Origin of the sequence: Bradyrhizobium sp. SZCCHNS3002, assembly GCF_032377435.1 — a bacterium.
In the GTDB taxonomy this organism is placed as follows: Bacteria; Pseudomonadota; Alphaproteobacteria; order Rhizobiales; family Xanthobacteraceae; genus Bradyrhizobium.
The window spans coordinates 125544-148329 of record NZ_JAUHHY010000016.1 but is presented as its reverse complement, the minus strand read 5'-3'; the positions used below and the strand labels follow the sequence as shown (position 1 = coordinate 148329).

General features: G+C 66.5%; 23 protein-coding genes and 1 other RNA gene. 8 read left to right on the top strand and 16 right to left on the bottom strand.

What is annotated here, in order from left to right:
* Positions 1–71: 71 nt before the first annotated feature.
* Both QW845_RS28390 and QW845_RS28385 read right to left on the bottom strand, forming a co-directional pair.
* Positions 72–1610, bottom strand: a complete 1539-nt coding sequence (locus QW845_RS28390; RefSeq protein ID WP_315804805.1) for an outer membrane protein — start codon at positions 1608–1610, stop codon at positions 72–74.
* A gap of 814 nt (positions 1611–2424) precedes the next feature.
* On the bottom strand, positions 2425–3405 hold the full coding sequence (locus QW845_RS28385; RefSeq protein ID WP_315804804.1) for a catalase family peroxidase: 981 nt from the start codon (positions 3403–3405) through the stop codon (positions 2425–2427).
* 277 nt (positions 3406–3682) lie between these two features.
* Between QW845_RS28385 and QW845_RS28380 the strand changes: the two genes are divergently transcribed.
* Both QW845_RS28380 and QW845_RS28375 read left to right on the top strand, forming a co-directional pair.
* Positions 3683–4210 (top strand): ParB N-terminal domain-containing protein, encoded by a 528-nt coding sequence (locus tag QW845_RS28380; protein WP_315804803.1) that lies wholly within the window; start codon positions 3683–3685, stop codon positions 4208–4210.
* A 334-nt stretch (positions 4211–4544) separates the two neighbouring features.
* Entirely contained in the window at positions 4545–4847 is a 303-nt protein-coding gene (locus QW845_RS28375) for a hypothetical protein (protein ID WP_315804802.1), read from the top strand.
* Positions 4848–5151: 304 nt separating this feature from the next.
* Here the strand turns inward: QW845_RS28375 and ybgC are convergent, their stop codons facing one another.
* From ybgC to QW845_RS28340, 7 genes are all read right to left on the bottom strand, one after another.
* On the bottom strand, positions 5152–5625 hold the full coding sequence (gene ybgC, locus QW845_RS28370) for a tol-pal system-associated acyl-CoA thioesterase (RefSeq protein ID WP_315804801.1): 474 nt from the start codon (positions 5623–5625) through the stop codon (positions 5152–5154).
* Between the two features lie 56 nt (positions 5626–5681).
* The gene (locus tag QW845_RS28365; protein ID WP_315804800.1) at positions 5682–6602 is read right to left on the bottom strand and encodes a metallophosphoesterase; all 921 of its coding nucleotides are present in this window, start codon (positions 6600–6602) and stop codon (positions 5682–5684) included.
* 84 nt (positions 6603–6686) lie between these two features.
* The gene (gene ruvB, locus QW845_RS28360) at positions 6687–7733 is read right to left on the bottom strand and encodes a Holliday junction branch migration DNA helicase RuvB (RefSeq protein WP_315804799.1); all 1047 of its coding nucleotides are present in this window, start codon (positions 7731–7733) and stop codon (positions 6687–6689) included.
* Positions 7730–8149: a cytidine deaminase gene (locus QW845_RS28355; protein WP_315804798.1), complete on the bottom strand. Its 420-nt coding sequence runs from the start codon at positions 8147–8149 to the stop codon at positions 7730–7732. The genes ruvB and QW845_RS28355 overlap by 4 nt, the downstream gene beginning before the upstream one ends.
* 40 nt (positions 8150–8189) lie before the next feature.
* On the bottom strand, positions 8190–8807 hold the full coding sequence (gene ruvA, locus QW845_RS28350) for a Holliday junction branch migration protein RuvA (RefSeq protein WP_315804797.1): 618 nt from the start codon (positions 8805–8807) through the stop codon (positions 8190–8192).
* Positions 8804–9331: a crossover junction endodeoxyribonuclease RuvC gene (gene ruvC / locus QW845_RS28345; RefSeq protein ID WP_012046730.1), complete on the bottom strand. Its 528-nt coding sequence runs from the start codon at positions 9329–9331 to the stop codon at positions 8804–8806. Before ruvC ends, ruvA begins: the two co-directional genes overlap by 4 nt.
* Positions 9332–9405: 74 nt before the next feature.
* On the bottom strand, positions 9406–10152 hold the full coding sequence (locus tag QW845_RS28340) for a YebC/PmpR family DNA-binding transcriptional regulator (protein WP_315804796.1): 747 nt from the start codon (positions 10150–10152) through the stop codon (positions 9406–9408).
* A gap of 220 nt (positions 10153–10372) precedes the next feature.
* Here QW845_RS28340 and QW845_RS28335 point away from each other — a divergent pair, with 220 nt between their 5' ends.
* Both QW845_RS28335 and QW845_RS28330 read left to right on the top strand, forming a co-directional pair.
* Positions 10373–12121 carry a methyl-accepting chemotaxis protein gene (locus tag QW845_RS28335; protein ID WP_315804795.1) on the top strand — a complete coding sequence of 583 codons (1749 nt, stop codon included), beginning with the start codon at positions 10373–10375 and terminating at the stop codon, positions 12119–12121.
* Between the two features lie 45 nt (positions 12122–12166).
* Positions 12167–13597 (top strand): methyl-accepting chemotaxis protein, encoded by a 1431-nt coding sequence (locus QW845_RS28330; protein ID WP_315804794.1) that lies wholly within the window; start codon positions 12167–12169, stop codon positions 13595–13597.
* A 9-nt stretch (positions 13598–13606) separates the two neighbouring features.
* Here the strand turns inward: QW845_RS28330 and QW845_RS28325 are convergent, their stop codons facing one another.
* The 3 genes from QW845_RS28325 to ssrS form a co-directional block, all read right to left on the bottom strand.
* Positions 13607–14431, bottom strand: coding sequence for a TIGR00282 family metallophosphoesterase (locus QW845_RS28325; RefSeq protein WP_315804793.1), 825 nt, complete (start codon positions 14429–14431; stop codon positions 13607–13609).
* A 1-nt stretch (position 14432) separates the two neighbouring features.
* Complete coding sequence (locus tag QW845_RS28320) at positions 14433–15014, bottom strand: 5-formyltetrahydrofolate cyclo-ligase (RefSeq protein WP_315804845.1); 582 nt, start codon at positions 15012–15014, stop codon at positions 14433–14435.
* A 134-nt stretch (positions 15015–15148) separates the two neighbouring features.
* A non-coding RNA gene (ssrS, locus tag QW845_RS28315) (6S RNA) lies at positions 15149–15310 on the bottom strand.
* 1121 nt (positions 15311–16431) lie between these two features.
* Between ssrS and QW845_RS28310 the strand changes: the two genes are divergently transcribed.
* The gene (locus QW845_RS28310) at positions 16432–16887 is read left to right on the top strand and encodes a DsrE family protein (RefSeq protein WP_315804792.1); all 456 of its coding nucleotides are present in this window, start codon (positions 16432–16434) and stop codon (positions 16885–16887) included.
* Positions 16888–17004: 117 nt separating this feature from the next.
* Complete coding sequence (locus QW845_RS28305) at positions 17005–18246, top strand: TAXI family TRAP transporter solute-binding subunit (RefSeq protein ID WP_315804791.1); 1242 nt, start codon at positions 17005–17007, stop codon at positions 18244–18246.
* A 243-nt stretch (positions 18247–18489) separates the two neighbouring features.
* Here QW845_RS28305 and QW845_RS28300 read toward each other — a convergent pair whose 3' ends face one another.
* Positions 18490–19131, bottom strand: coding sequence for a glutathione S-transferase family protein (locus tag QW845_RS28300; protein ID WP_315804790.1), 642 nt, complete (start codon positions 19129–19131; stop codon positions 18490–18492).
* 8 nt (positions 19132–19139) lie between these two features.
* Positions 19140–20408 (bottom strand): serine hydrolase domain-containing protein, encoded by a 1269-nt coding sequence (locus QW845_RS28295; protein ID WP_315804789.1) that lies wholly within the window; start codon positions 20406–20408, stop codon positions 19140–19142.
* A gap of 211 nt (positions 20409–20619) precedes the next feature.
* Here QW845_RS28295 and QW845_RS28290 point away from each other — a divergent pair, with 211 nt between their 5' ends.
* Complete coding sequence (locus tag QW845_RS28290; RefSeq protein ID WP_315804788.1) at positions 20620–20823, top strand: hypothetical protein; 204 nt, start codon at positions 20620–20622, stop codon at positions 20821–20823.
* A 64-nt stretch (positions 20824–20887) separates the two neighbouring features.
* Positions 20888–21283 (top strand): ester cyclase, encoded by a 396-nt coding sequence (locus tag QW845_RS28285; RefSeq protein WP_315804787.1) that lies wholly within the window; start codon positions 20888–20890, stop codon positions 21281–21283.
* A gap of 637 nt (positions 21284–21920) precedes the next feature.
* On the opposite strand, the gene QW845_RS28280 is transcribed toward QW845_RS28285, so the two are convergent.
* Positions 21921–22304: a cell division protein ZapA gene (locus tag QW845_RS28280; protein ID WP_315804786.1), complete on the bottom strand. Its 384-nt coding sequence runs from the start codon at positions 22302–22304 to the stop codon at positions 21921–21923.
* The gene (locus tag QW845_RS28275) at positions 22301–22651 is read right to left on the bottom strand and encodes a DUF4164 domain-containing protein (protein WP_315804785.1); all 351 of its coding nucleotides are present in this window, start codon (positions 22649–22651) and stop codon (positions 22301–22303) included. The genes QW845_RS28280 and QW845_RS28275 overlap by 4 nt, the downstream gene beginning before the upstream one ends.
* Between the last annotated feature and the right edge of the window lie 135 nt (positions 22652–22786).

Here is a 22786-nt window from a genome sequence, read left to right as displayed (position 1 = left end):
AAAGCGAAAAGGCCGCCTGGACGATCCAGGCGGCCTTTATCGTGTTGGATGCGATGCGTCCGCCACTGATCTCAGCGGCCGCCGCGCGACAGCATCTCGAAGCGGTAGTTGACGCCGATCATCGCCGTGTGGAGCTGGGTCTTCTGGCTGACGACGTTCGGCCCGCCGGTGATCGCGGCGGCGCCCGGCAGCGTGCCGGTCACCGTGCCGAAATCGGCGTAATCATACTCGGCGAAGGCCGACCAGTTGCGCGCGAACATCCACTCGACGCCGGCGCCGACCGTCCAGCCGCTGCGGTTGAACGCCACGCTGGCGGACTGTCCGGTGGCGGTGTTGACGACCGAAACATTGGTCCGTGTCCACGCCGCGCCACCGCGCACATAGGCCAGGATCTCAGGCGTCACGAGATAGCCTGCACGCACCGTGGCGGTGTAGAGGTTGCTGGTTCGCGTGTTCATCGTCAGCGCCGGTCCGAGCTGGCTCGACGCGTTGATGATGCCGAGATCGGCCATCGCCTGGATGCCGACGACGAAGCGGTCCATCTGGTAGTCGCAACCGAGCTGCAGGCCGCCGACGACGTCGCTGCCATTGCTGGAGATGGCGGTCGGAATCTGCACGGCCGCGACGGGCAGCGGCGCCACGTTGCCGCCGCCGGCCACCGGCGGCGGATTCTGCGCCGGCGGATTGCCATTGTTGCCCTGTGGCGGCGGGTTCGGCTGACCGCCGCCATTGTTCGGCGGCGGATTCTTCGGCGGCCAGGGCTTGTCCGGATGATGCGGCCATCCGCCATGATGGTAGTTGCCGCCCTGCTGCTGCCAATGATCCTTGTCGGGCTGCTTGTCGCCATAGCCGCCCTTGCCGTCGTCATTGTCGTGCGGCTTGCCGCCCCAGCCGTAGCCGCCATGCTTGTCGTCGTTCCGGTCGTCCGGCTTCATCCAGGCGTAGCTGTCACGCTCGCTCTTCATCGGCTGCTTCGACCAGCCGAAGCCAAGCGGCTTGTCGGTGCCGTCGTCCTTCTTTCCACCCCATCCGGAAGCCGGCTTGTCGTGATCGTCCTGCCGATCACGGTGCAGCCAAGCCGATCGGTCGGAGTAGCCGCTCGAATGCAGCTGCGACCAGCCGCTCGACTTGCCATGGTCGTCGTCGTGAGGCTTGTCGAACCAGCCGCTGCCATATTTGACGTCGTTGTAGTTGTCGTCCTTGTTCTTGGATGGAGCCGACGGCCAGGAAGACTTGTTGTCGCCGCCTTTCGATCCAACCTGTGGCCAATGATGACCACCGTCGTGATCGGGCTTGTAGGACGGCTTGTCGTTCGGCCAGCCGTGATCCTTGTCGCCATGATACTGCTTGCCGGGCTGCCACCAGCCCTTGTCGTTGCGCTCGCAGATCGGAGGCTTGCCCGGCGGCTTATGCGGCGGCGGCTTCCATCCGCCGTTGTTCCCGCCGGGGTTGTTCGGCGGCGGCGAGTTCGGCGCGGGGTTTGCAACCACAGGCGGCTTGACCACCGGCGGGTTGTTTGCGTTGCCGACCGGCTGCTGCACGGGCTGAACCGGCGCGGCGGCGGCATTGGCGACCTGGCTCCACGTCTGCTGCTGACGCGACCAGGCCATCCCGGCGTTCGCGCCGGCATGGCAGCCACTCCACCTGTAGGCGAAGACGTCGGGCGGCGGGAGCGGGGGAGGCAAGGCGAGATCAGTCGCCCAGACCGATGTCGTACTTCCTGCGAAAGTAGATAGGCAAAGGCATACGCCAAATACGCGACGCATCGAACTCACAACTCCTGAACACGTGCCGCAACAAACGGCGGCCGCATCAGGAGGGTGAGATTGTGTCGCGAACTGAATTGAAAAATGTCATTCGGAAGGAATGCAGATCGCGACGCCGACGCGATCGAAATTCGGCTTTGACTGTTGCACGCAAGATGCAGGATTCTGGCAAAATGAAGCAGCGCGCGACACGATTGCGACAAACGGCGCGAGACGCGATGCCGCAGCGGCTCATGAGTTCGTAGTAGACGAACGTCCGCACCGAACTCACAGCAAGCGCAGAGCGCGCTCGGCGGCATGCGTCCTGATCGCGCGCACCTCGCGATCGTCGGCCTTCACATCAACCACACGCTCCGATTGCACTACAGCGAAGAGGGCGGTACTTGGTCTGTGCGGTCGCCTTCGCCGTCGACGCGCCGACGCTCGGCTATCCATGCGCGTCGACAAGTCCTGCCCTTGGTTTCGCCGCTATTGCGCAGCCAGCGCGACGTCATCGATCAGAAGAGAAAGCGGCAAAGGCCGCCGCAATCGCACCGAATGGGGCGGACCTTCGTCGACGTCGCGGCAATTCATCGGAGCAGCGCGCCGCGAAACATCCATGATTGCGGCCGGATGTGGCGCGGCGGCGCGCGGCCGATTTCGTGTCATGCCATCGGCATCACGGATTGCGCCGCGAGAACGAGATGGCATAGGCGCCGTTGCGGATGTCGATCATCGGATCGTCGGAGGCCTCGATGCCGTCGGTGAGCTGGCCCGGCAGGAACAGCAGCTTCTTCTGCGCCGCGTCACTGTCTTCGACCGCCTTGTCGATCGTCAGCACGCCGAGCTCGACCAGCTTGCGATCGTCAGGCCACGGCTTTGCCGGATCCCTGGTGTCGTCGCCGGCCGCGGCGAGCTGCGCCTTGAAGCGGAACGTCACCGGCCCATGCTTCAGCCGCGCCGGCAGCTCGGCCATCAGGAAGTCCGGCGCGCGTTTCGCCGCGTCCTCCTTGTCGATATGCACGACCTTCTCCGGCAGCATCTGCCAGCGCACCGCCTGCTTCTCGCCGGCCTTGTTGACGAGGACGAAGGCGTTGACGCCGAAATAGGCCTCGTCGGCAAGACTGTCCGGCGTCGCGATGGTGCCGAGCGCCGCCGGCACCGAGGGATGGCTGGCGATGAACTGCTCGAGCCTGGTCGGCTTGGCCGCACTCGGTCCGGAGTCCGCGATCGCCAGGAACAAATCGCGTAACTCCGCCCCCGTCGAGACAGGGAAGAATTTCAGCGAGTTGATCACGAGGTCCATGTCGCTGCCGTCGGCGAGATGAAACTTCACCGCCATGCCGTGCGGATTGGCGTCGCCGGAGCCGTCCGGCAGGTTCGGCACGCCAGTGGAGTCCGAGAACCGCACCGTGACCGGAACCTCGCCGCCGCTGAACAGCGACGCCTTGCTCAAGGTCGCCGCCTCGGCCGACGGCTTGAACTTGCCCTCGACGACGACGCCCTTGGCGTGATTGGCGCGAAAGCCGGCGTGCACGCCGAACACCTTGTTCATCGCATTGACGAGCTGCTCCTCGACCGGCGGCTCCTGCGCGAGGGCAGCGGCCGGCAACGCGAGGGCAATCCCGGCCAGCGCGGCAACGAGTGTGCGTGTCGTCATGAGCGGCGTCCTCCTTGTATGAGGGATGCAGCATAGCAGCATGAATTGACGCGCGAGCGACTTTCGAGCGCGGCCGATGGGCGCCCCTCACCGCATGATCCACCTTGCCGTCTGACAGGAGCCATTACGCCCCGTCACCCGCTCCTTGCGGCGAGATGGCGAATGTCTCTATTGTAGTCGCGCGTGTCCGGTCTGCCTCCCTCCGCGGTGCGGATCGGGGGATCGTGCCCCCTCCGACCCTGACGCCGGACGGCGCGCCCACGACGGAGTTTCGACTGTGTCCGCACCGGAAAGCTTCCCCATCGACAGGATCCACGTCCCCGACAAGAAGCGCAAGGCGCTGAGGCAGGACGCGGTCGACGCGCTGGCCGAAAGCATTTTGGAGGCCGGCCAGCGCGAGCCGATCCTCGTCCGCCGCGACAAGGACCATTTTGTCCTGGTCGAAGGTCTGCACCGCCTCGAAGCCTGCAAGGCCCTTGGCGAAAGCGCCATCATGGGTCTGCTGATCTCCGCCGAGGAAGCCCGCCAGCGCGAGCTGCCACCGCCGCCGGTCGATCCGGAGCGCGAGAAGATGGAGCGGCTGCGCAAGCTGCGGCTGGAGAAGGAGGAAGCGGAGAAGCTCGCAACGGCCCCGAGAGGCGTCTCGGGCGCCCATGCCGCGACGCGCCCGCGCGGGCCGACCGAGACGACGAACCGGAGCAACAGGACTGCCACCGCGAAGCCATCGCGCCCCGGACAAGGATCGTCGCCCCGGACCTTGTCGGATTGGATCAAGCAACAAGAGCGCAGCGGCGGGCGATACTGACGGTTTCAACGCGCGAGTGCCCCCCGGCCTCGGTCTGATTGAGCGGCAGTCCGTCTGGCGGATCAGCGCAGCGTGATCCGCCGCCTCGCGTCGCAGTTCAGCACAGTCACGTCCATCCCCGCACATGCGCGCAGCAGCGCTGGACCCCGGCCCGCGCAGGGGCAGTTTGACGCGCCTCTCGCGGCGATCCGTGGGGAACGCGCCCCGTGGCCATACGTTGCCGACACTCGCGGGAACGAAATCCGCAAAGCCGGCGCGGCGTTGCCGTGCAGCCAAGCCGACCCGCGTCCTTCAACCGGCACAACCCAGCCTCGACAATGAATTGGAGCCCCTGATGCGAGCAACCATCGTTGCACTCTCCGCCATCCTTCTCGTCAGCTCCGTCGGAGCCTCGGCGGCGCCGATGGCCGCCGCGGCAGATGAGGGCGAAGCGGCTGCTTCTCCGATGCGCCTTGCGCAGCGGGATCACGGCAACGGAGACGGTCGCTGGGAGCACGAGCAAAGACGTCACGGCTATCGCGGCCACGACGGACGGCGTCACGGTCCTCCTGCCGGCTGGCACCGCTATCGCTTCCGCCCGCACGACCATCACCGCCGGGGCTGCATGCAGATCGGACCGGCCTGGTTCTGCCCGTAGGCGCCGCGTGTCCGTCCCGCACGTTGCTCCGCGGAGGACAGTGCTGGACGGGCTAGGCAACTCCGATCACGCCCGTCCGACTCAGCGCGATGCGACGGGCGCGGCAAGCACTGCGAGCATGCCAATGGCAGCGACGTTGGCCGCCACGTCCCTCCGTCGCAGCCGCCTTCGGCTGAAATAGCCTATTCTCGGAGCTGTCGCCGCGTTCGCGGCGCAAATGGCGCGGCCGACTGGACGGCGGCGAGGTCGCGATCGCCGGCAGGCGCATCTTCATCCCTCCGCCCGCCCCGCCGTTAGCACGTCTTTAGGCGATGTCCGCCTTCATCAGGTCGCGCAGCGCTTTCGGTATCGGCTGCGCCCTGCCGCCGCTGATGAACGCGACTCTCACGTCGGCCTTGACGAGCACCTCCTCGCCGCGCCTGACCTCCTGCGCCAGCGTGATCGACGCCCCCTTCACCGCCACGGGCCAGGTGACGACGTCGAGCACGTCGTCCATACGGGCCGGCCGCAGGAAGTCGAGCGTCATCGAGCGCACCACGAAGGCGAAACCCGGGGCTTCGCTTGCCGCCTCCGCGAACAGCGCGTGCTGCTCGGCGCCCATCAGCCTCAGGTGATTGGTACGGCCGCGCTCCATGAAACGAAGGTAGTTGGCGTGGTAGACGATGCCTGAGAAATCCGTGTCCTCGTAGTAGACGCGGACCTGCATGTGGTGACGGCCGTCGCGGATCTCGCCGTCGAGATGATGATGGGTCAAGGGACGCCCTCGATAGCCGGACATGGCGATCGTTTCGCCCAGTTCAACGGCCAGCGCAAGAGCAGGCCGGCGAGAGCAGCCTAGGACGTCACCTCGACGGGTTCCCTGCCGACAGTGACCAGCACGATTTCCGGCGGCATGCCGATCCGGACTGGCATGATGCTGCAGCCGAGGCCGCCGGAAACGATCACGTCGCATTGGGTGCGGATGTGGCCGTAGGCCAGATTGACACCATTGCGCGCGGGCACGGCCGGCGACCAGCCGAGCAGGCGGATCTGGCCGCCATGCGTATGCCCCGACAGTTGCAGCGCCACCCGCGGCGGCACGCGGAGCGCGACGTCGGGCTCGTGCGCCAGCAGAATGACCGGGGCGCTGTCCGTCACCTTGCGCAGCGTGCCTGCGAGATCATCGATGCCGATCCGTGGCATCGGCCGAAAGCGGCGCGCCGGCATGTAGGCCAACTGATCGCCGAGGCCGGCAAGCCAGAAGGCATGGCCGTTCTTGGCGAGGCGCACGACGTCGTTCTCGTAGACGGGAATGCCGGCGGCCTCGAGCGCCTTCTGGGCATAGGGCGCGCCGCGGCCGTCGCGCTGCACGGTTCGATCATCCCAATAATCATGATTGCCCAGGATGGCGTGCACGCCCAACGGCGCCTTCAGGCCGCCGAGCACCGGCGCCCAGGCGGCGGCATCGATGTGTCCGATGTGATGACGATGACCGGCGACGTAGTCGCCGAGCAGGACGATCAGATCCGGCTGCAGCGCATTGGCACGCTGGACGATCCCGTCGATATGCACCAGCGACATCCACGGATCGCAGGCATGGATATCGGCGATCGCTGCGATCTTCAGTCTCAGCCCAGCGGGCCAGTTGTGCGGATGGATGTGATAGTCGGTGACGCCGAGACGGAGCGGCTCGACGCCGACGCCATAGGTCGCAGTCGAAAAACCGGTCGCGGCAAGACCGCCTGAGAATGACAGAAAGCGACGGCGTGACAGCATCGATAAACTCCTCGCAGCGGCTCCCTTCTCCCTGATCATTGCAACCGATTTCGGGTGCGTCTGTGCAGATTGTCAGCAGTTTCGTTAATCATCGTCCTCATTGCCGAACAGGCCGAACTGGCTGGGATCGCGGTTCGGCTCGGCCAGGCCGAGATGCTTGAACGCGTGCGTGGTCAGCAGCCGGCCGCGCGGCGTGCGCTGCAGATAGCCGCATTGGATCAGATAGGGCTCGATGATGTCCTCGATCGCGTCGCGCGGCTCCGACAGCGCCGCCGCCATGGTCTCGACGCCGACCGGGCCGCCGCCGTAGTTCAGCGCGATGGTCGAGAGATAGCGCCGGTCCATCGCGTCCAGCCCGGCGGCATCGACCTCCAGCGCGCTCAGCGCGTGATCGGCGATGGCGCGATCGATCGCGTCCGCGTTTGCCGCCGAGGCGAAGTCACGCACACGGCGCAGCAGCCGGCCGGCGATGCGCGGGGTGCCGCGGGCGCGCCGCGCGATCTCGTTGGCGCCGTCCGCGGTCATGCCGACTCCGAGCACGCGGGCACCGCGCGTGACGATGCCTTCGAGCTCCTCGACGGTGTAGAAGTTCAGGCGGATCGGGATGCCGAAGCGGTCACGCAACGGATTGGTCAGCAGGCCCGCGCGGGTGGTGGCGCCGACCAGGGTGAACTTCGACAGATCGATCTTCACCGACCGCGCGGCCGGTCCCTCGCCGATGATGAGGTCGAGCTGGAAGTCCTCCATCGCGGGATAGAGCACCTCCTCGACCGCCGGGCTGAGACGATGGATCTCGTCGATGAACAGCACGTCGCGCTCTTCGAGATTGGTCAGCAGCGCCGCGAGATCGCCGGCCTTGGCGATGACCGGACCCGAGGTAGCGCGGAAGCCGACACCTAGCTCGCGCGCCACGATCTGCGCCAAGGTCGTCTTGCCGAGGCCGGGCGGGCCGACGAACAGCACATGGTCGAGCGCCTCGCCGCGCTTGCGCGCCGCCTCGATGAAGATCGACAGATTGGCGCGCGCCTGCTGCTGGCCGACGAACTCCGACAGCTGCTGCGGACGCAGCGCGGTGTCGCCGACATCATCGGAGCGCCGCTCCGGACTGACCATGCGCGCAGGCGGCTTCATTCGTTGCCGCGCCTGTACTTGTTCGGCAGCAGCTCGCCGATGGTCACCGCCGCAGGCCCCTTGCCGTTCGACGGCACGATGACGCGCGCCTTGGCATCATAGTCGTGGATCAGCTCGCGGCAGGTGCCGCAGGGCGAGACCACGGCGACCTCGCCGGGCTCGCCGGGCTTGGGATGGCGCACCGCGACGATGGTCTCGATGCCGTGGTCGCCGTACTCCGTGATGGCGCGGCCGATCGCGATGGCCTCGGCGCAGACGGCGTTGCGGCCGAGATAGGCATCGATGTTGACGCCCGTGATGATGCGGCCGTCGCGCGTGCGCATGGCTGCGCCGACCTCCTGCCAATCGTTGCGATAGCGGCTCTTCACCGCTGATGCGGCCGCCTCGATCAGCTCCTTGTCCTTCTTGCTCACCATGGTGAAGATCGTTGTCCTTCTGCTCGCCCGGTGCGGCGACCTACTTCGCCAGCTCCTTGAGGCCGAGGCGGATGAGTTGGGCGGTCTCGGCCTTGTCGCCGGCCGTACGCGAGGCGGCGGCGATGGCGGCGGCCGCCTGCGGCTGGCCGTAGCCGAGATTGATGAGCGCCGAAATCGCGTCCGCAATCGGCTGCGGCGCGCGGGACTCCTCGATCGCGCCGGACAGCCGGACCACGCCGGGATCGACATCGGCGAACGCCGGCGCCTTGTCCTTCAGCTCGGTCACGATGCGCTCGGCGACCTTCGGACCGACGCCCGGCGTGCGCGCCACCGCGGCCTTGTCGCGCAGCGCAATGGCGTTGGCGAGATCGGCCGGCGGCAGAGTGCCGAGGACGGCGAGCGCGACCTTGGCGCCGACGCCCTGCACGGTCTGCAAAAGGCGAAACCATTCCCGTTCGACATCCGAGCGAAAACCGAACAGCTTGATCTGGTCCTCGCGCACATAGGTCTCGATCGACAATGTGGCGGCTTCACCGGGCGACGGCAAGGCCTGCAAGGTGCGCGCCGAGCAGTGCACCTGGTAGCCGACGCCGCCGACATCGAGGATGACGAAGTCCTCGGCATAGGAGTCGATCAGCCCCTTCAGCTTGCCGATCATAGCCCGGCCACCTTCATGCGCAGCGCCTGGCCCTGGCGGTGATGGGCATGGGTGATCGCGATGGCCAGCGCGTCCGCCGCGTCGGCCGACGGCGGCTCGGCCTTCGGCAGCAGGATCTTCAGCATCACCGCGATCTGGCCCTTGTCGGCGTGCCCGGCGCCGACCACGGTCTTCTTGACCTGGTTGGGGGCGTATTCGGCGACCGAAATTCCGAACATCGCTGGCGCCAGCATCGCGATGCCGCGAGCCTGGCCGAGCTTCAGGGTGGCGACGCCGTCCTTGTTGACGAAGGTCTGCTCGACCGCGGCCTCCAGCGGCTGGAAGTCATTCAGGACCTTGGCGAGACCCTCGTGGATGGCGAGAAGTCTGTTCGCCAGCGGCAGGTCGTCCGGCGGCTCGACCGAGCCGCAGCCGACATAGATCAGGCGGTTGCCCTCGCTCTCGATCACGCCCCAGCCGGTGCGGCGGAGGCCAGGATCGATCCCGATGATGCGGACGGCTGCGCGAATCGGCTGGGCTTTCATGGGTTCAGAGATAGCCTTGCGCCGCACCGATGGAAACATAAACGGAACGCACGAACGACGTGGTCAAGCGTCCGTCAACCGCCCATCTTCGCCATCAGCGCGTCCGAAATCTCGAAATTGGCGTAGACGTTCTGGACGTCGTCGTGCTCGTTCAGGAGGTCCATCAGCTTCAACAGCTTCTCGCCGGTCTCGTCGTCGACCGCCACCGTGTTCTGCGGCTTCCAGGTCAACGCCGCCTTGCGCGGCTCGCCGAACTTGGCCTCGAGGTTCTTGGCGACCTCGTGGAAACTGTCCGGCGAGGCATAGACCTCGTGGCCGCCCTCGCCCGAGATCACGTCATCCGCGCCGGCCTCGATCGCGGCGTCCAGCACCGCGTCGTCAGAGGCGACGCTGCGGTCGAACTCGATGATCCCGACGCGGTCGAACATGAACGAGACCGAACCCGTTTCGCCGAGATTGCCGCCGGACTTGGTGAAATAGGAGCGAATATCGGAGGCGGCGCGGTTGCGGTTGTCGGTCAGCGCCTCGACGATGACGGCGACGCCGCCCGGGCCATAGCCCTCGTAGCGGATCTCGGCATAATTGTCGCCCTCGCCGCCGAGCGCCTTCTTGATGGCCCGCTCGATATTGTCCTTGGGCATGTTCTCGGCCCGGGCGGCGACCACGGCGGCGCGCAGCCGCGGGTTCATAGCCGGGTCGGGCGTGCCGAGCTTGGCGGCGACGGTGATTTCGCGCGCCAGCTTGCCGAACAGCTTGGACTTCATCGCATCCTGCCGGCCCTTGCGATGCATGATGTTCTTGAATTGGGAATGGCCGGCCATGCGAGGTCTCTTGCAATCGTAGGGGATCAATGGGGGAAGCGCGGCCTTATAGGCCGGGAATCGGCAAAATCAAAGATTTGAGGTGGATTCTGCGGTGGCTGCCCTCTTCGGGAAGCCGGACGGGTGCCCTGCAGCATAAGCCAATGTTAACCATGGCTTCACAGTCAAGTGCAACGATCCCGCCCCTCTGCACCTTTTCACCCGCACCGGGGCCCACCCCATGGCGTTTGGTTTCCTTGCAAGACGACCCTCTGCGCCCGATCCGGTGGCCGAACCGAAGCCGGTGGCCGCGCCGGAGCCGCCGACGTCGTCGGATGCCGATTCGGCCAAGGCCATTCTCGACCTGCTGGAGCTGGAACTCGGCGGCATGATTCGCCAGCTCGAGCGCGCCGCCGATGCGGTCGCCAGCGGCGCCGAGGCGACGGCGGGGACGCTGACGGACATTCGCCAGCGCGCCGATGCGCTGAGCGGGCGCAGCAGCGCCGCGCAAGGAACGGCGGCGACGTTCGCCCACGCCGCGGAGAAGGTGACCCAGTCCGCCCACGGTATCCGTGCCCAGGTCCAGGACGCCGGCCAGCTCGCCGACCAGGCCAGCGCCGCCGCCACGGAAGCCCAGGCCAACGTCGACCGCCTGCGCGAATCCTCGGCGGCGATCGGCAACGTCGTCAACCTGATCTCCCAGATCGCGCGCCAGACCACCCTGCTCGCGCTCAACTCGACCATCGAGGCCGCCCGCGCCGGCGAGGCCGGCCGCGGCTTCGCGGTGGTCGCGACCGAGGTCAAGGCCCTCGCCGTGCAGACCCAGAACGCGACCGAGGAGATCACGCGCAAGATCGAGGCACTGCAGAAGGACGCCGCCGGCTCGGCCGACGCCGTCCACCGCATCGCCCAGGCGATCGAGGCGATCCGCCCCGTCTTCACCAACGTCAACGGCGCCGTCGCCGAACAGAACCAGACCACCGGCGAGATGTCGAACAATGCGGCCCAGGCCTCGCAGTTCATATCCTCGGTGGTCGACAGCGCCGCCGACATCGGCAGCGCCACCCAGCAGGCCGAGAGCTATGGCGAGCGCGTCACGAACGCCGGGCGCGCCGTGACCATGTACGCCCAGAAGCTGAAGGCGCGCTGCGCCGTGCTGCTGCGGCAGGGCGATCGGCCCGTGCGCAGCGGCAGCGAGCGTCTGCCCTGTCACCTCAAGCTCGAGATCAAGTCGGGCGCACGTACGATCGATGCGCCGGTCTATGAGATTTCCAACGACGGCCTTCTGATCACCGGCCCAGATGCCAGCCGCCTGCCCGTGAACGAGCGTCTCGACGCCGTGCTGGAGGACGTCGGTCCGTGCCGCCTGCGCGTCACCGAGCAGGTCAAGGCCGGCGCCCAGGCGCGGTTCGATGCGCCAAGTGCCGAACTGCGCGAGAAGATCGAGGACAAGCTCTGGGCGCTGCACGAGGAGAACAACGAGTTCGTCACCCGCGCCATGGAAGCCGGCACCGAGCTGAACCGGATGTTCGAGAGCGCCGTCGCGCGCGGCGAGGTCACGATCGAGGACATGTTCGACACCAACTATGTCGAGATCCCCGGCACCAATCCGCAGCAGCATCGCAGCCGGATCCTCGACTGGGCCGAGCGCGCGCTGCCTGCGTTCCAGGAGGCCTTCCTGGCCAAGGACCAGCGCTTGGCGTTCTGCGTCGCGATCGACCGCAACGGCTATCTGCCGGTGCACAACAAGATCTATTCGCATCCGCAGCGGCCGGGCGATGTCGCCTTCAATACCGCCAACAGCCGCAACCGCCGCATCTTCAACGATCCGGCCGGGCTCGCGGCCGGGCGCAACCAGCGGCCCTATCTGATCCAGAGCTACGCGCGCGACATGGGCAACGGCAACACCATCATGATGCGCGAAATCGACGTACCGATCCGCGTCCGCGGCCGGCACTGGGGCGGCTTCCGCACCGCCTACAAATTGTGAGCCAAGCGGCGATTTTCTGATCCTATCAAGCCCGGGAGTCTGGACATGTCGGTCGCGCAACGCGCCATTCTGGAAAGTCACGACGCGCGCACCGGCGCCGAGCGGCTGATCGACGAGATCGCCGACCGCATCGGCGGCCTTGGCGTCGAGCTCGCCGACGTCGCCGGCAACGTCCAGGAGGTCGCCAACCGCGTCAGCTACCAGTCGCAGCGGTTCGGGCATCTGCAGGCCACGGCCAAGACCATGGTCGCGGCCAATCACGACATCGCCACCGCCTCGCAGGCGGTGCAATCGGCCACGACCGCCGCGGTCGGCGACATCACCCAGTCGCGCAACGTGGTCGACACCGCGGTGCGGCACATCGCCGAACTGGTCGAGTCCGTCGAGCGCATCGAGCAGCGGCTCGGCTCGGTCGGCGATGCGCTGTCGCAGGTCGCCAAGGTCTCGGTGGCGATCGAGGCGATCGCCAAGCAGACCAACCTGCTGGCGCTCAACGCCACCATCGAGGCCGCGCGCGCCGGCAGCGCCGGCCGCGGCTTTGCCGTCGTCGCGAGCGAGGTGAAGTCGCTCGCCGAGGCGACCCGCCAAGCCACCCAGGAGATCGGCGATACCCTGCGCGGGCTCGACTCGCAGGTGAAGAGCCTGCTCGGCGAGAGCGGCCAGGCCTCGTCGCGCGCCAAGACAGCGGGTGAAGGCGCCCAGCAGATCGGCGGCATCATCGTCCGCGTCCAGGACGGCTTCACCAGCGTCGGCCAGGAGATCGACGGCGTGGCGAAGGCCGCGACCTCCAACCTCGCGCATTGCGACGCCGTGATCAGCGAGCTTGCCGAGCTCGCCAAGGGCGTCGACCAGTCCTCGGTCGAGCTCAAGCAGGCCGACAGCCGGATCGCCAAGCTGCTCGATCATTCCGAGGCGCTGATCGGGCTGATCGCCGAGAGCGGCGTACAGACCACGGACGCGCCGCTGATCAAGACCGTCGTCGACACCGCGCGGCAGATCTCGGCGACCTTCGAGGCGGCCATCGATCGCGGCGAGATCACGCTCGCCGACCTGATGGACGAGAGCTATCGCGAGATTCCCGGCACCAATCCCAAGCAGTACATGACGCGCTACGTCGAGTTCACCGACCGCGTGCTGCCCGCGATCCAGGACCCGATCCAGGGCAGCGACCCGCGCATCGTGTTCTGCGTCGCCTGGGCGCGCGGCGGCTATCTGCCGACGCACAATCCGAACTACCGCAGGCCGCAGGGGCCCGATCCGGTCTGGAACAACGCCAACTGCCGCAACCGCCGGCTGTTCGACGACCGCGCGGTGAAGAAGGTCGCCGCCGCCAGCAACAAGCCGTTTCTGCTGCAGACCTACCGCCGCGACATGGGCGGCGGGCAGTTCGTGCTGATGAAGGACCTGTCGGCGCCGATCGTCATCAAGGGACGGCATTGGGGCGCGTTCCGGATGGGCTTTCGCCTCAAGGCCTGACGCAGGCTCTCATCCTCCCCAGAACGCCGGCCTCGTCTGCGACAGCCGGCCGCCGATCCGCACCGGCGCGACCTTGATCGCAAGCCCGGTGCCGTTGTCGGTCTCGACCGCCACCCCGCTCAACGTCGCCTCGCCCGTCGCCGGCTCGAACCGCGCCGACGGGATGCCCGACTGGAAGCGCCGCAACGGCTCGTCCTTCTGCATGCCGATGATGGAATCGTAATCGCCGGTCATGCCGGCATCGGTCATGTAGGCGGTGCCGCCGGGCAGGATCTGGTGATCGGCCGTTGGCACATGCGTATGGGTGCCAACGACGAGGCTGGCGCGGCCGTCGCAGAAATAGCCCATGCCCTGCTTCTCGCTGGAGGCCTCGCAATGCACGTCGACCACAACAGCATCCGCCGCCTCGCGCAGCGGGCAGGCGCCGAGCTCGCGGCCGACAGCCGCGAACGGATCATCGAACGGCGTCATGAACACGCGGCCGAGCACGTTGACCACCAGCGCGCGGGCGCCGTTCTTGGCATCGATCAGCGCGGCACCACGGCCGGGCGTGCCCGCCGGATAGTTCGCGGGACGCACCAGGCGCGGCGCGCGCTCGATGAACACCAGCGCCTCGCGCTGGTCCCAGGAGTGGTTGCCGAGCGTGACCGCGTCGGCGCCGGCATCGACCAGCTCCTGATAGATCGCCTCGGTGATGCCGAACCCGCCGGCCGCGTTCTCGCCATTGACGATGACGAGATCGAGCGCCCAATCGCGGATCAAGCCCGGAAGGTGGTCCGAGACGGCGCTGCGGCCGGCCCGGCCGACGACGTCGCCGACGAAGAGAATTCGCAATTCAATTGCTCCGGAAATCCAAGGTCTCGCGCTCGGTTAGCACATAATCCAGCGCCGCGTCGTGGGCCAAGGCCGGGATGGCCTCGGTTTCCTGCACGGCAAAGCCGAGCCCGACGCCGATGAGATGATGTGTCTTCCGCAAGTGCGAGAAGGTGTAGTCGTAGTAGCCGCCGCCATAGCCGATGCGGTGGCCGGTGCGGTCGAAGGCGGCGAGCGGGACCAGCATCACGTCCGGCACCAGCTCGGCCGCGACCGGCGACGGCTCGGGGATGCCGAGCGAGCCCAATGTCAGCCGATCGCCCGGCGACCACGCCCGGAAAGAGAGCGAATGGCCGCGCGCCAGGATGACCGGCAGCGCCAGCCGCGCGCCCTTCGCCGCCAGCACGCGCATCAGCGGCACCGGATCGAGCTCGTTGCGAATCGGCGCATAGCCCGAGACCACCTGGCCCGGCTCCAGCGCGAAGGGCAGCCCGCGCACCGCGATGGCCTCGGCGGCGGCGCTGCGCGCCTCGTCGCTCAGCGCGTCGCGCGCGGCCAGCGCTGCAGCCCGCAGCTGCTGCTTGGTGTGCTGGACGGCCTTCATCGGCATGCGGCGGGACCTCCGTCAAGAGCGCGCGGACGCGGGCACTCCAACGTTCTCAGAAACGCAGCAGGTCGGCAATCAAGGGGACAGACTCGAAGGGGACGGACTCGAAGGGGACAGAGGAGAGATACAAGCGCGAAGCCGCAATCGCCGTTGAAACGCTCGATCCCGGAGTTCCCTACGAAAGTAGGTGGGCACCATATGTCCAGGTCCACGGACCTGGCCAGGGACAGTTCCCTAAAGGATCGATAAGGCCCCGGGGATATGTTGGTTCCGGACGCGCGTCGCAGCCTCGCCGGCGCAATGTAACCATCGCGGGGTGATTTTGCCAGCGGTGCCGACGGATTGGGACGGGACGCCGTCGCCCATCCTCGGTGTCGTCGCCCGGCTTGACCGGGCGACCCAGTCCGCCGTGACGGCAGTGGCTCAGCCGAGAGGCCGCGGCGTACTGGATCGCCCGCTTTCGCGGGCGACGACAGCGGTGGGGTGGCGGCAGCCGGGCTGATCCCTGCTGAGCCGATTGCCGCGGGGCCTTTCATTCCAGTGCAGATCACGGTGGATTCGGCGTCGGCCATGGCTTCGACTCCTCGCGGCGCGTAGCGCCCGAGCTGTTGAACTTCGATCGCCCTCCGTGAACAGAGGGCACAGGGAAGGCCGGGCGTCGGCTGACGCCCGTGGCCCGCCTGCTCAAAAAATGCAGGCGGCAGGTACCACAGGTGCAGCCGGAAACACCCGGCCTTCCCTGCGCGACGGTTGGAACGGCTGCTTCGCGATCTCCCTGGTGCGCCGGGCTTGTTGGCCACCATGCTCCGCGCGACGCCTCAAGCGTCGTCGCAAAGGGAACACCAGCATCGGGGTGTCAGGACCACGCGACTTGACCGTACGTGCATCGCCGTTCGTCCGCGCGATGTGACTCACGCTGCGGCAATCCACGCCCATCGCATCCCACTGCCAACGTCTCGTGACGGTCGCGACACGCCCCTCATGCGGCAGCAGGACGAGCGGAAGCATCCGCCTGATTTGCCCGACGAGACAAGTGACGCAGCCTGCGACATCGTAACGCGACGGGCAGTTTGCGCAGGGCGCGTATGCGCGGATTGCCCGTCGTGCGGCAGAGGAAAGCAGTTGGCGGAGAGGCATCCATCCGGCGAGGGTGCGAGACGCAACCAAATAGCGGCGGGCTTGGCGACGGCGGAGGTCATCGCGCCTCTTCAATCCCAATCGTCATCCACATCAATGCCAGACATCCCTCTCATCTCCGGCATTGCCGTCATCATCACCGCCCTCCTCGCCGCATCACGGCGCTCCCGCGGCAGCGCATAGTCTTGCCACGATTCAGGCCCATCGACTGGGAGCTGAGGTTGTGGCAGATCATGCCCACATCCCAATGCCCTGTATCGTACATCGGAGTCCTGGCATGCGCTTCAATCTCACAACTGTCATGGCCGCCTGCGCGCTGCTGATCGCGCCGGCTGGAGCGGGCCTCGCCGCCGACGTCAAGATCCATCGCGTCGCGATCCAGGTCGATCAGAACGATCCGGCGATCATGAATCTGGCGCTCAACAACGCCACCAACATCATGGAGACGTTCAAGGAGAAGGGCGAGGAGGTCGAGATCGAGCTCGTCACCTATGGACCCGGGCTGAACATGCTGCGCGAGGATACCTCGCCGGTGAAGGACCGGCTCAAGCAGATCGCCGAGCTGAGCTTTCCCGCCAAGATCAAATTCTCCGCCTGCAACATCACCAAGCGCGGCATGGAGAAACGCGAAGGACATCCGATTGCGATCGTCGCCGAAGCGAGCCTGGTGCCCTCGGGCGCAGTGAGGCTGATGGAATTGCAGGAGAGCGGCTGGAGCTACCTGAAACCTTAAGTAGTTCTTGCCCCAAAACTGCCAGGTTTAGGGCTCATTGAGATACGATCTTGGATTGATCTGTGTCATCAGTCTGCTCGGGGGAATGGCGAGCAGACGCGATCGGGGACTAGTCACATGCACAGAGTACTCGCCCGGCCGGCGCTGCTGGCGCTGGCAACGCTTTCGGCTGCCTTGCTCACCCCCGTCGGCGCGGTGCGCGCGCAAGAGCAGTCCGCCGCTCCGCTCTCGATCAAGCCTGCGCGCGCGTCGGAACGGCGGACCGTCGAGCCTCGGGTCTCAGAGTCCCGCGAGCCGCGGAGCGCCTCGGACGAAGCCGCCATCAAGACGCGCATGAACCAATGGACCGTCGGCCTGGCCGCGGGCCTGCCCGACGGCGGCTTCGTGCGCTTCGCCAGCGAGATGGCGCGGACGATGGACGATGGCGACAACATGCGCCTGATCCCGATGGTGACGCGCGGCACCACCTCGAACATCGCCGACCTGCTCTATCTGCGCGGCGTCGACGTCGCGATCACCTATGCCGACGCCTTCGACTTCTACGCCAGGCAGGCCGGTCTTTCCAACATCAACGACCGCATCCGCTACGTGCTGCGCTTCTTCATCTCCGACGTGCACATCTATGCGCGCGACGAGTTCAAGACGCTGCAGGACCTGAAGGGCCAGAAGGTCGCGGTGGGCACGGCGGGCGTCGCCGCCGCCCACACCGGCCCGCTGATCTTCCGGCGCCTCGGCATCGACATAGAGCCGGTCGCGGTCGGTGGCCCTGTCGCGCTGGAGAAGCTGCACAAGGGCGAGATCGCCGCGATGGTCTATGTCGCCTCCAAGCCCGGCGAGCTGTTCAGCGGCAAGAAGGCGGATCCCGGATTCCACTTCGTGCCGGTGCCGTACACGCAGCAATTCTCGGATTTCTACTATCCGACCAGCATCAAGGCCGACACCTATCCAGGGCTGGTCGCACCTGACACCGCCGTGGAAACCATCGCCGTGCCGTCGGTGCTGGCCGTCTACAACTGGAAGCCGGGCAGCGACCGCGCCGACCGCGTCAACCGCTTCGTCGACACGCTGTTCACCAACCTCGCGCGGCTGCAGCAGCCGCCGTTCCATCCGGGCTGGAAGGATCTCAATCTCGAGGCCCAGGTGCCGGGCTGGCAGCGCTATCCGTATGTCGACGCCGTGCTGGAACGGATGAAGAAGGAGGCCAATGTCGGCCTGGCGCCCGCCGCGACCGGCGGTCTCTCGCAACAGGACCGCTTCGAGGCGTTTCTCGAATCGCAGGCCAAGGCGCCGACCTCGAAGGCGGAGAAGGAGGAGCTGTATCGCTCGTTCCTGGACTGGAGCCGCAAGCGGCAGAGATGAGGGGGACCGCCAATAGCGGCTCGGGCAGTCGGCTCCCTCTCCCCGTTCTTACGGGGAGAGGGTTGGGGTGAGCGGCCGCCACACGGGAAGTGTGAGTTGGGGCAGACGCGCAGGGAGCGTCCTTGGTGAGACCTGTACCCCCTGACCCGGATTGCATCTGACGATGCAATCCGACCTCTCCCCGCAAGCGGGGCGAGGTACACCGAGCCAGCCGCGTGAGCGATCGCGCAAACTTGCTTGCAATCAACTCAACAACAACTTCATCCCCGGATCGCCCTTCTCCATCGCCCGCTGATAGGCCGGGCGGGCGGCGATGCGTGACAGATAGGCGCGGATGTTGGGGAAGGGGCTGAGATCGTAAGGCAGGAAGTAGCGCATCGTCGTCAGCGAGAACACGGTCATGATGTCGGCGGTGGTGAGCGCCGCCCCCGCCAGGTAGTCCGCCTCGCCGCAGCGCGCCTCGACGGCCGCGAAGGCGCGATCGACCCGCGCCCGCATCGCGCCGAGCATGGGATTGTCGTCGGGCAGATCGAGACGGTTGAGGATCATCAGCCGGCCCATCGCCGCCTGCAAGGTGCCGTTGGCGAAGTGGAACCAGTAGAGGAATGGCGCGAAGTTCGGATCATCGGGGTCTGGCCGCAGCCGGCCCTGGCCGTATTTGGAGATGATGTAGTCGACAACGGCGCCGGATTCGGCGAGCACCAGATCGCCGTCGGTAATGACCGGCGCGGCGCCGATCGGGTGCAGCGCCTTGTACTCCGCGGGCGCCAGGACCGTCCTGGCGTCGCGCGTGTAGCATTTCAGCTCGTATGGGATCGCCAGCTCCTCGCAGAGCCAGACGATGCGCTCGGATTGGGACTTCCCCAGATGATGGATTGTCAGCATGCGCTATCTTACCTCACCATCGCGCCGTACACGATGTCCTGCACCTGCTCGCGATAATATTTGCGCAGGTCGCCGGGCGCCGCGGTGCCGACCACCACGACGAGGCGCTCCTTCGGGTCGCAGAAGAACTGCGTGCCATAGGCGCCGTTCCAGCTGAACTCGCCGGGATTGCCGGGCACGGCCGAGAGGCCCTCGCTGACGCGCACCGCGACGCCGAGCCCGAAGCTGAAGCCGGCGCGATGCGGCTCGACATTGGCGACGGTGTTCTTGATTTCCGGCCCGAGATGGTTGGAGGTCATGTGGTGCACCGTCTTCGGACTCAGGATGCGCGCGCCATCGAGCTCGCCGCCATTGAGCAGCATCTGGCCGAAGCGGACGTAGTCGCCGATGGTGGCGAAGGAGCAGGCGCCGCCGCAGTCCGACTTCGTCGGCGTATCCAGCAGCTTGATCGCCTGCGGCTTGCCGGTCAGCGGATTGTTCGGAAACGGATGCGCCAGCCGCGGGCGTTGTGCGTCGGTCGGCGCGAAGGTCGCGTCGACCATGCCGAGCGGCTTCCAGACATTGGCTGAAAGATATTCGCCGAGCCGCTGCTCGCTGACCTTCTCGATCACCGCGCCGAGCACGTCGATGGAGAAGCCGTATTCGAACTGCGTGCCAGGCTGGTGCGCCAGCGGCAGCTTGGTGATGCGCTCGATGAAGGCCTGGGTGTCGCCCTCGATCGCAGGCGCGGTGCCGTCGGGATAGAGCCGCGCCACCGGGCTCGAGCTGTCCGGCCGGCCGCCATACATCAGGCCCGAAGTGTGGCGGTAGAGATCGTGGATCAGGATGGGGCGGGCCTGCGGCACCAGCAGCAGCGCGCCGTTCTCCTGGGTGACGCCGACCTTCATGTCGGCGAAGGCCGGATAGTAGTCGGCGAGCCTGGCCTGCAACGGCAGTCGCCCCTGCTCCATCAGCGTCAGCCCCGCCACCGCGGTCATCGGCTTGGTCATCGAGGCCAGGGCGAAGATCGCGTCGAGCGGCATCGGCGTGCCCTTCACCGGATCGAGCTGGCCGTAGGCCTTGTAGTGCACGAGCTTGCCGTCACGCGCGATCGCCACCACCGCGCCGGGGACGCGCTTGGCCGCGATCTCGCGGGCGAAGAAATCATCCATGCGGGCGAGACCCGCCTGCGAGAAGCCGACTTCGTCGGGCCTGGCCTCGGGCAAGGGCGCGGCGGCGAGCGGAGTCGCGAGCGCGGTGAAGGCTGCGGCGGCCGCCGCGAGGATCAGCTTGTTCAAGAACACCTCCCTGACGCGAACACGATCCCGCTTGTGGTCACGGGATTCGATGATGTCCGCCTCCCCAAGCAGTAGGGCAGCACGCAGCGAACGACAAGCGCTCGCAACACGACCGCATCGCGACGATGTGATCTGTTCGCTGCCGCACAGCGGGAGGCCGGCGAGACCAATCAATGGGGACGGGTGAGACCGCTGATGCGCGAGGTCACGCATGCTGAGGACGATCGGACTCATCCTTCACACGCTCTGGGCCCTTTGTACGCTCGCGACGGGAGCCCTCGCCGGTGCAACCGTCGGCTTTCATTCGGGGGGCTGGATCGCTGCCGTCGTCCTCGGCCTCGTCGGCCTGGTCATCGGCGCAGTGGCTGCTGCATTGCCGTTGGAGACCATCGCGCTGATCTTGGAAGGTCTTTGATTTCTGGTCGGAACCGTTGCCCTTGCGAGAGGTTGCCTGCTCTCGTTCGAACGGACCCAGCGCCATGACCGGACCCGAACTCGCCAATCACTATCGCGCCTACATCGTGTGCCTGAATGCGCAGGCATGGCCGGTGCTCGGCGATTTCGTGCACGAGCATGTCGTCCACAACGGCCGGCAGATCGGACTTGCCGGCTATCGCGACATGCTGATCGGCAACTTCGCCGACATCCCCGACCTTCGTTTCAACATCGGCCTGCTGCTATCCGACCCGCCGCGCGTCGCGAGCCGGCTGGATTTCGACTGCATGCCGCGTGGCGCGTTTCTCGGGCTGCCGGTCAACGGCCGGCGGGTCGCCTTCACGGAGAACGTGTTCTACGAATTCCGCGACGGCAGGATCGCGGAGGTGTGGTCGGTGATCGATAAGGCGGCGATCGAGGCGCAGCTTGCGCAGATGTGAGCGAGACTGCGTAGGGTGGGCAAAGGCGCCGCCCGTGCCCTGCATTGTCTTAGTCGGTTGCCTGAACGCGGCGTGCCCACCATCCGCACCACCGATGGAAGGCGGTGGGCACGGCGCACGATGCATCCATGTCTGACGCAACACCGTCGTTCGCGCCTTTGCCCATCCTACGGCTATGAGCGTTGTCGCTAGAGGCGTAGGTTGCGCTTGTGCACCAATACTTATTCCACGGCGATGGCGACGAAGTAAGAGGACCGCAGTTTGATCAAGATATCACGGTCTGGAGCCAACAGATCGCCGGTGGTCGTGTTCGGGCCATGGGCCTTTAAGTTTGCGCGGAACAAATACGGACGCCGCTGCAATCAATTCGAAGCGCACTTGTATCGGAGTTGCACGGAGCAACAGCGTAAATCGCTTTGTCCGGCAATCTGGGTATCGCCCAATGGATTACTGTTGATTATGGCTGCAGCCCAAAAATTACGAACGCCGATGTCGCTATTGCAACTCAACGAGCATTATCGTGAATGGGCCGAGTGTCCGTTCGAACCCGGACCTCAAAATTGGGGTATCTACCAAGGGCGGCCCGTTGCTATCGACTATTCGGCAACTGCGCCTGAAGAGTAAACGACAACTCACTTCACCCAATCGCCACACCGCCGCCGATGGTGCGGTTCAACACCTGCGTGGTGCGCTCGATGCGCTCGGCGGCGGCGTTCAACGCCTTGGCCACCGCGACTTGCGTGGCGCGGGCGCGGTCGCTCGCCTGGTTGCGCACGTTGCGCAGGCCTTCCAGCTCCTGCTCCAGCATCTGCACGCGCTGATTGGCGTCGATCAGCTCATCGCACACGGTGAGCGCAGCCATCACGGTCAGGCGGGCGTCGCCGATCTCGCCGAACTTGCCGCGCAGATTGGTGATGCGCGATTCCAGACTCTCCGCGAGCTTCAGCAGCCTGAGCTCCTGGCCCTCCTCGCACGCCATGCGATATTGGCGGCCGTTGATGGTGACGTTGATGTGGCTCATTCCTCGTCCTCATCGTCTTCAGCGGCGCCCTGCCCGTCGCCGCCAGCGAGCACGGCGCGGATGGTGCCGATCGCGGTGTCCAGACGTTCGGCGATCTCGCGATTGGTGCGCTCGAGCCGGCGCGTCTTCATCAGGGAGCCGTCGAGCTCGTCGGCGAGACGCGAGCGGTCGGCGCCGAGCGCCTGGATACGCGTCGCCAGCTCGTCCTCGTCACGATCCGCCTCACGCCGCCGCTCGACCGCGCTCTCCAGCGCGTCGAGTGCCGTCATCAGTCGCCGCGTCGCCGCCTCGAGATCGGCGGCGCCGGGTTCCACCTGGCCGGCAAGATTGGCAGGGTGATCGTTCATGGCGCGGATGCGAGGCCCTCGGAGCAAGCGGGACGCGACAAAAGCGCTGTCCGGCAAGCGGTTACGGGCAAAATCTTACGTGCTGGGCGAGCCGAGCGCAACGCTCGGCCGAAACTATGCACTACTAAGCAACTT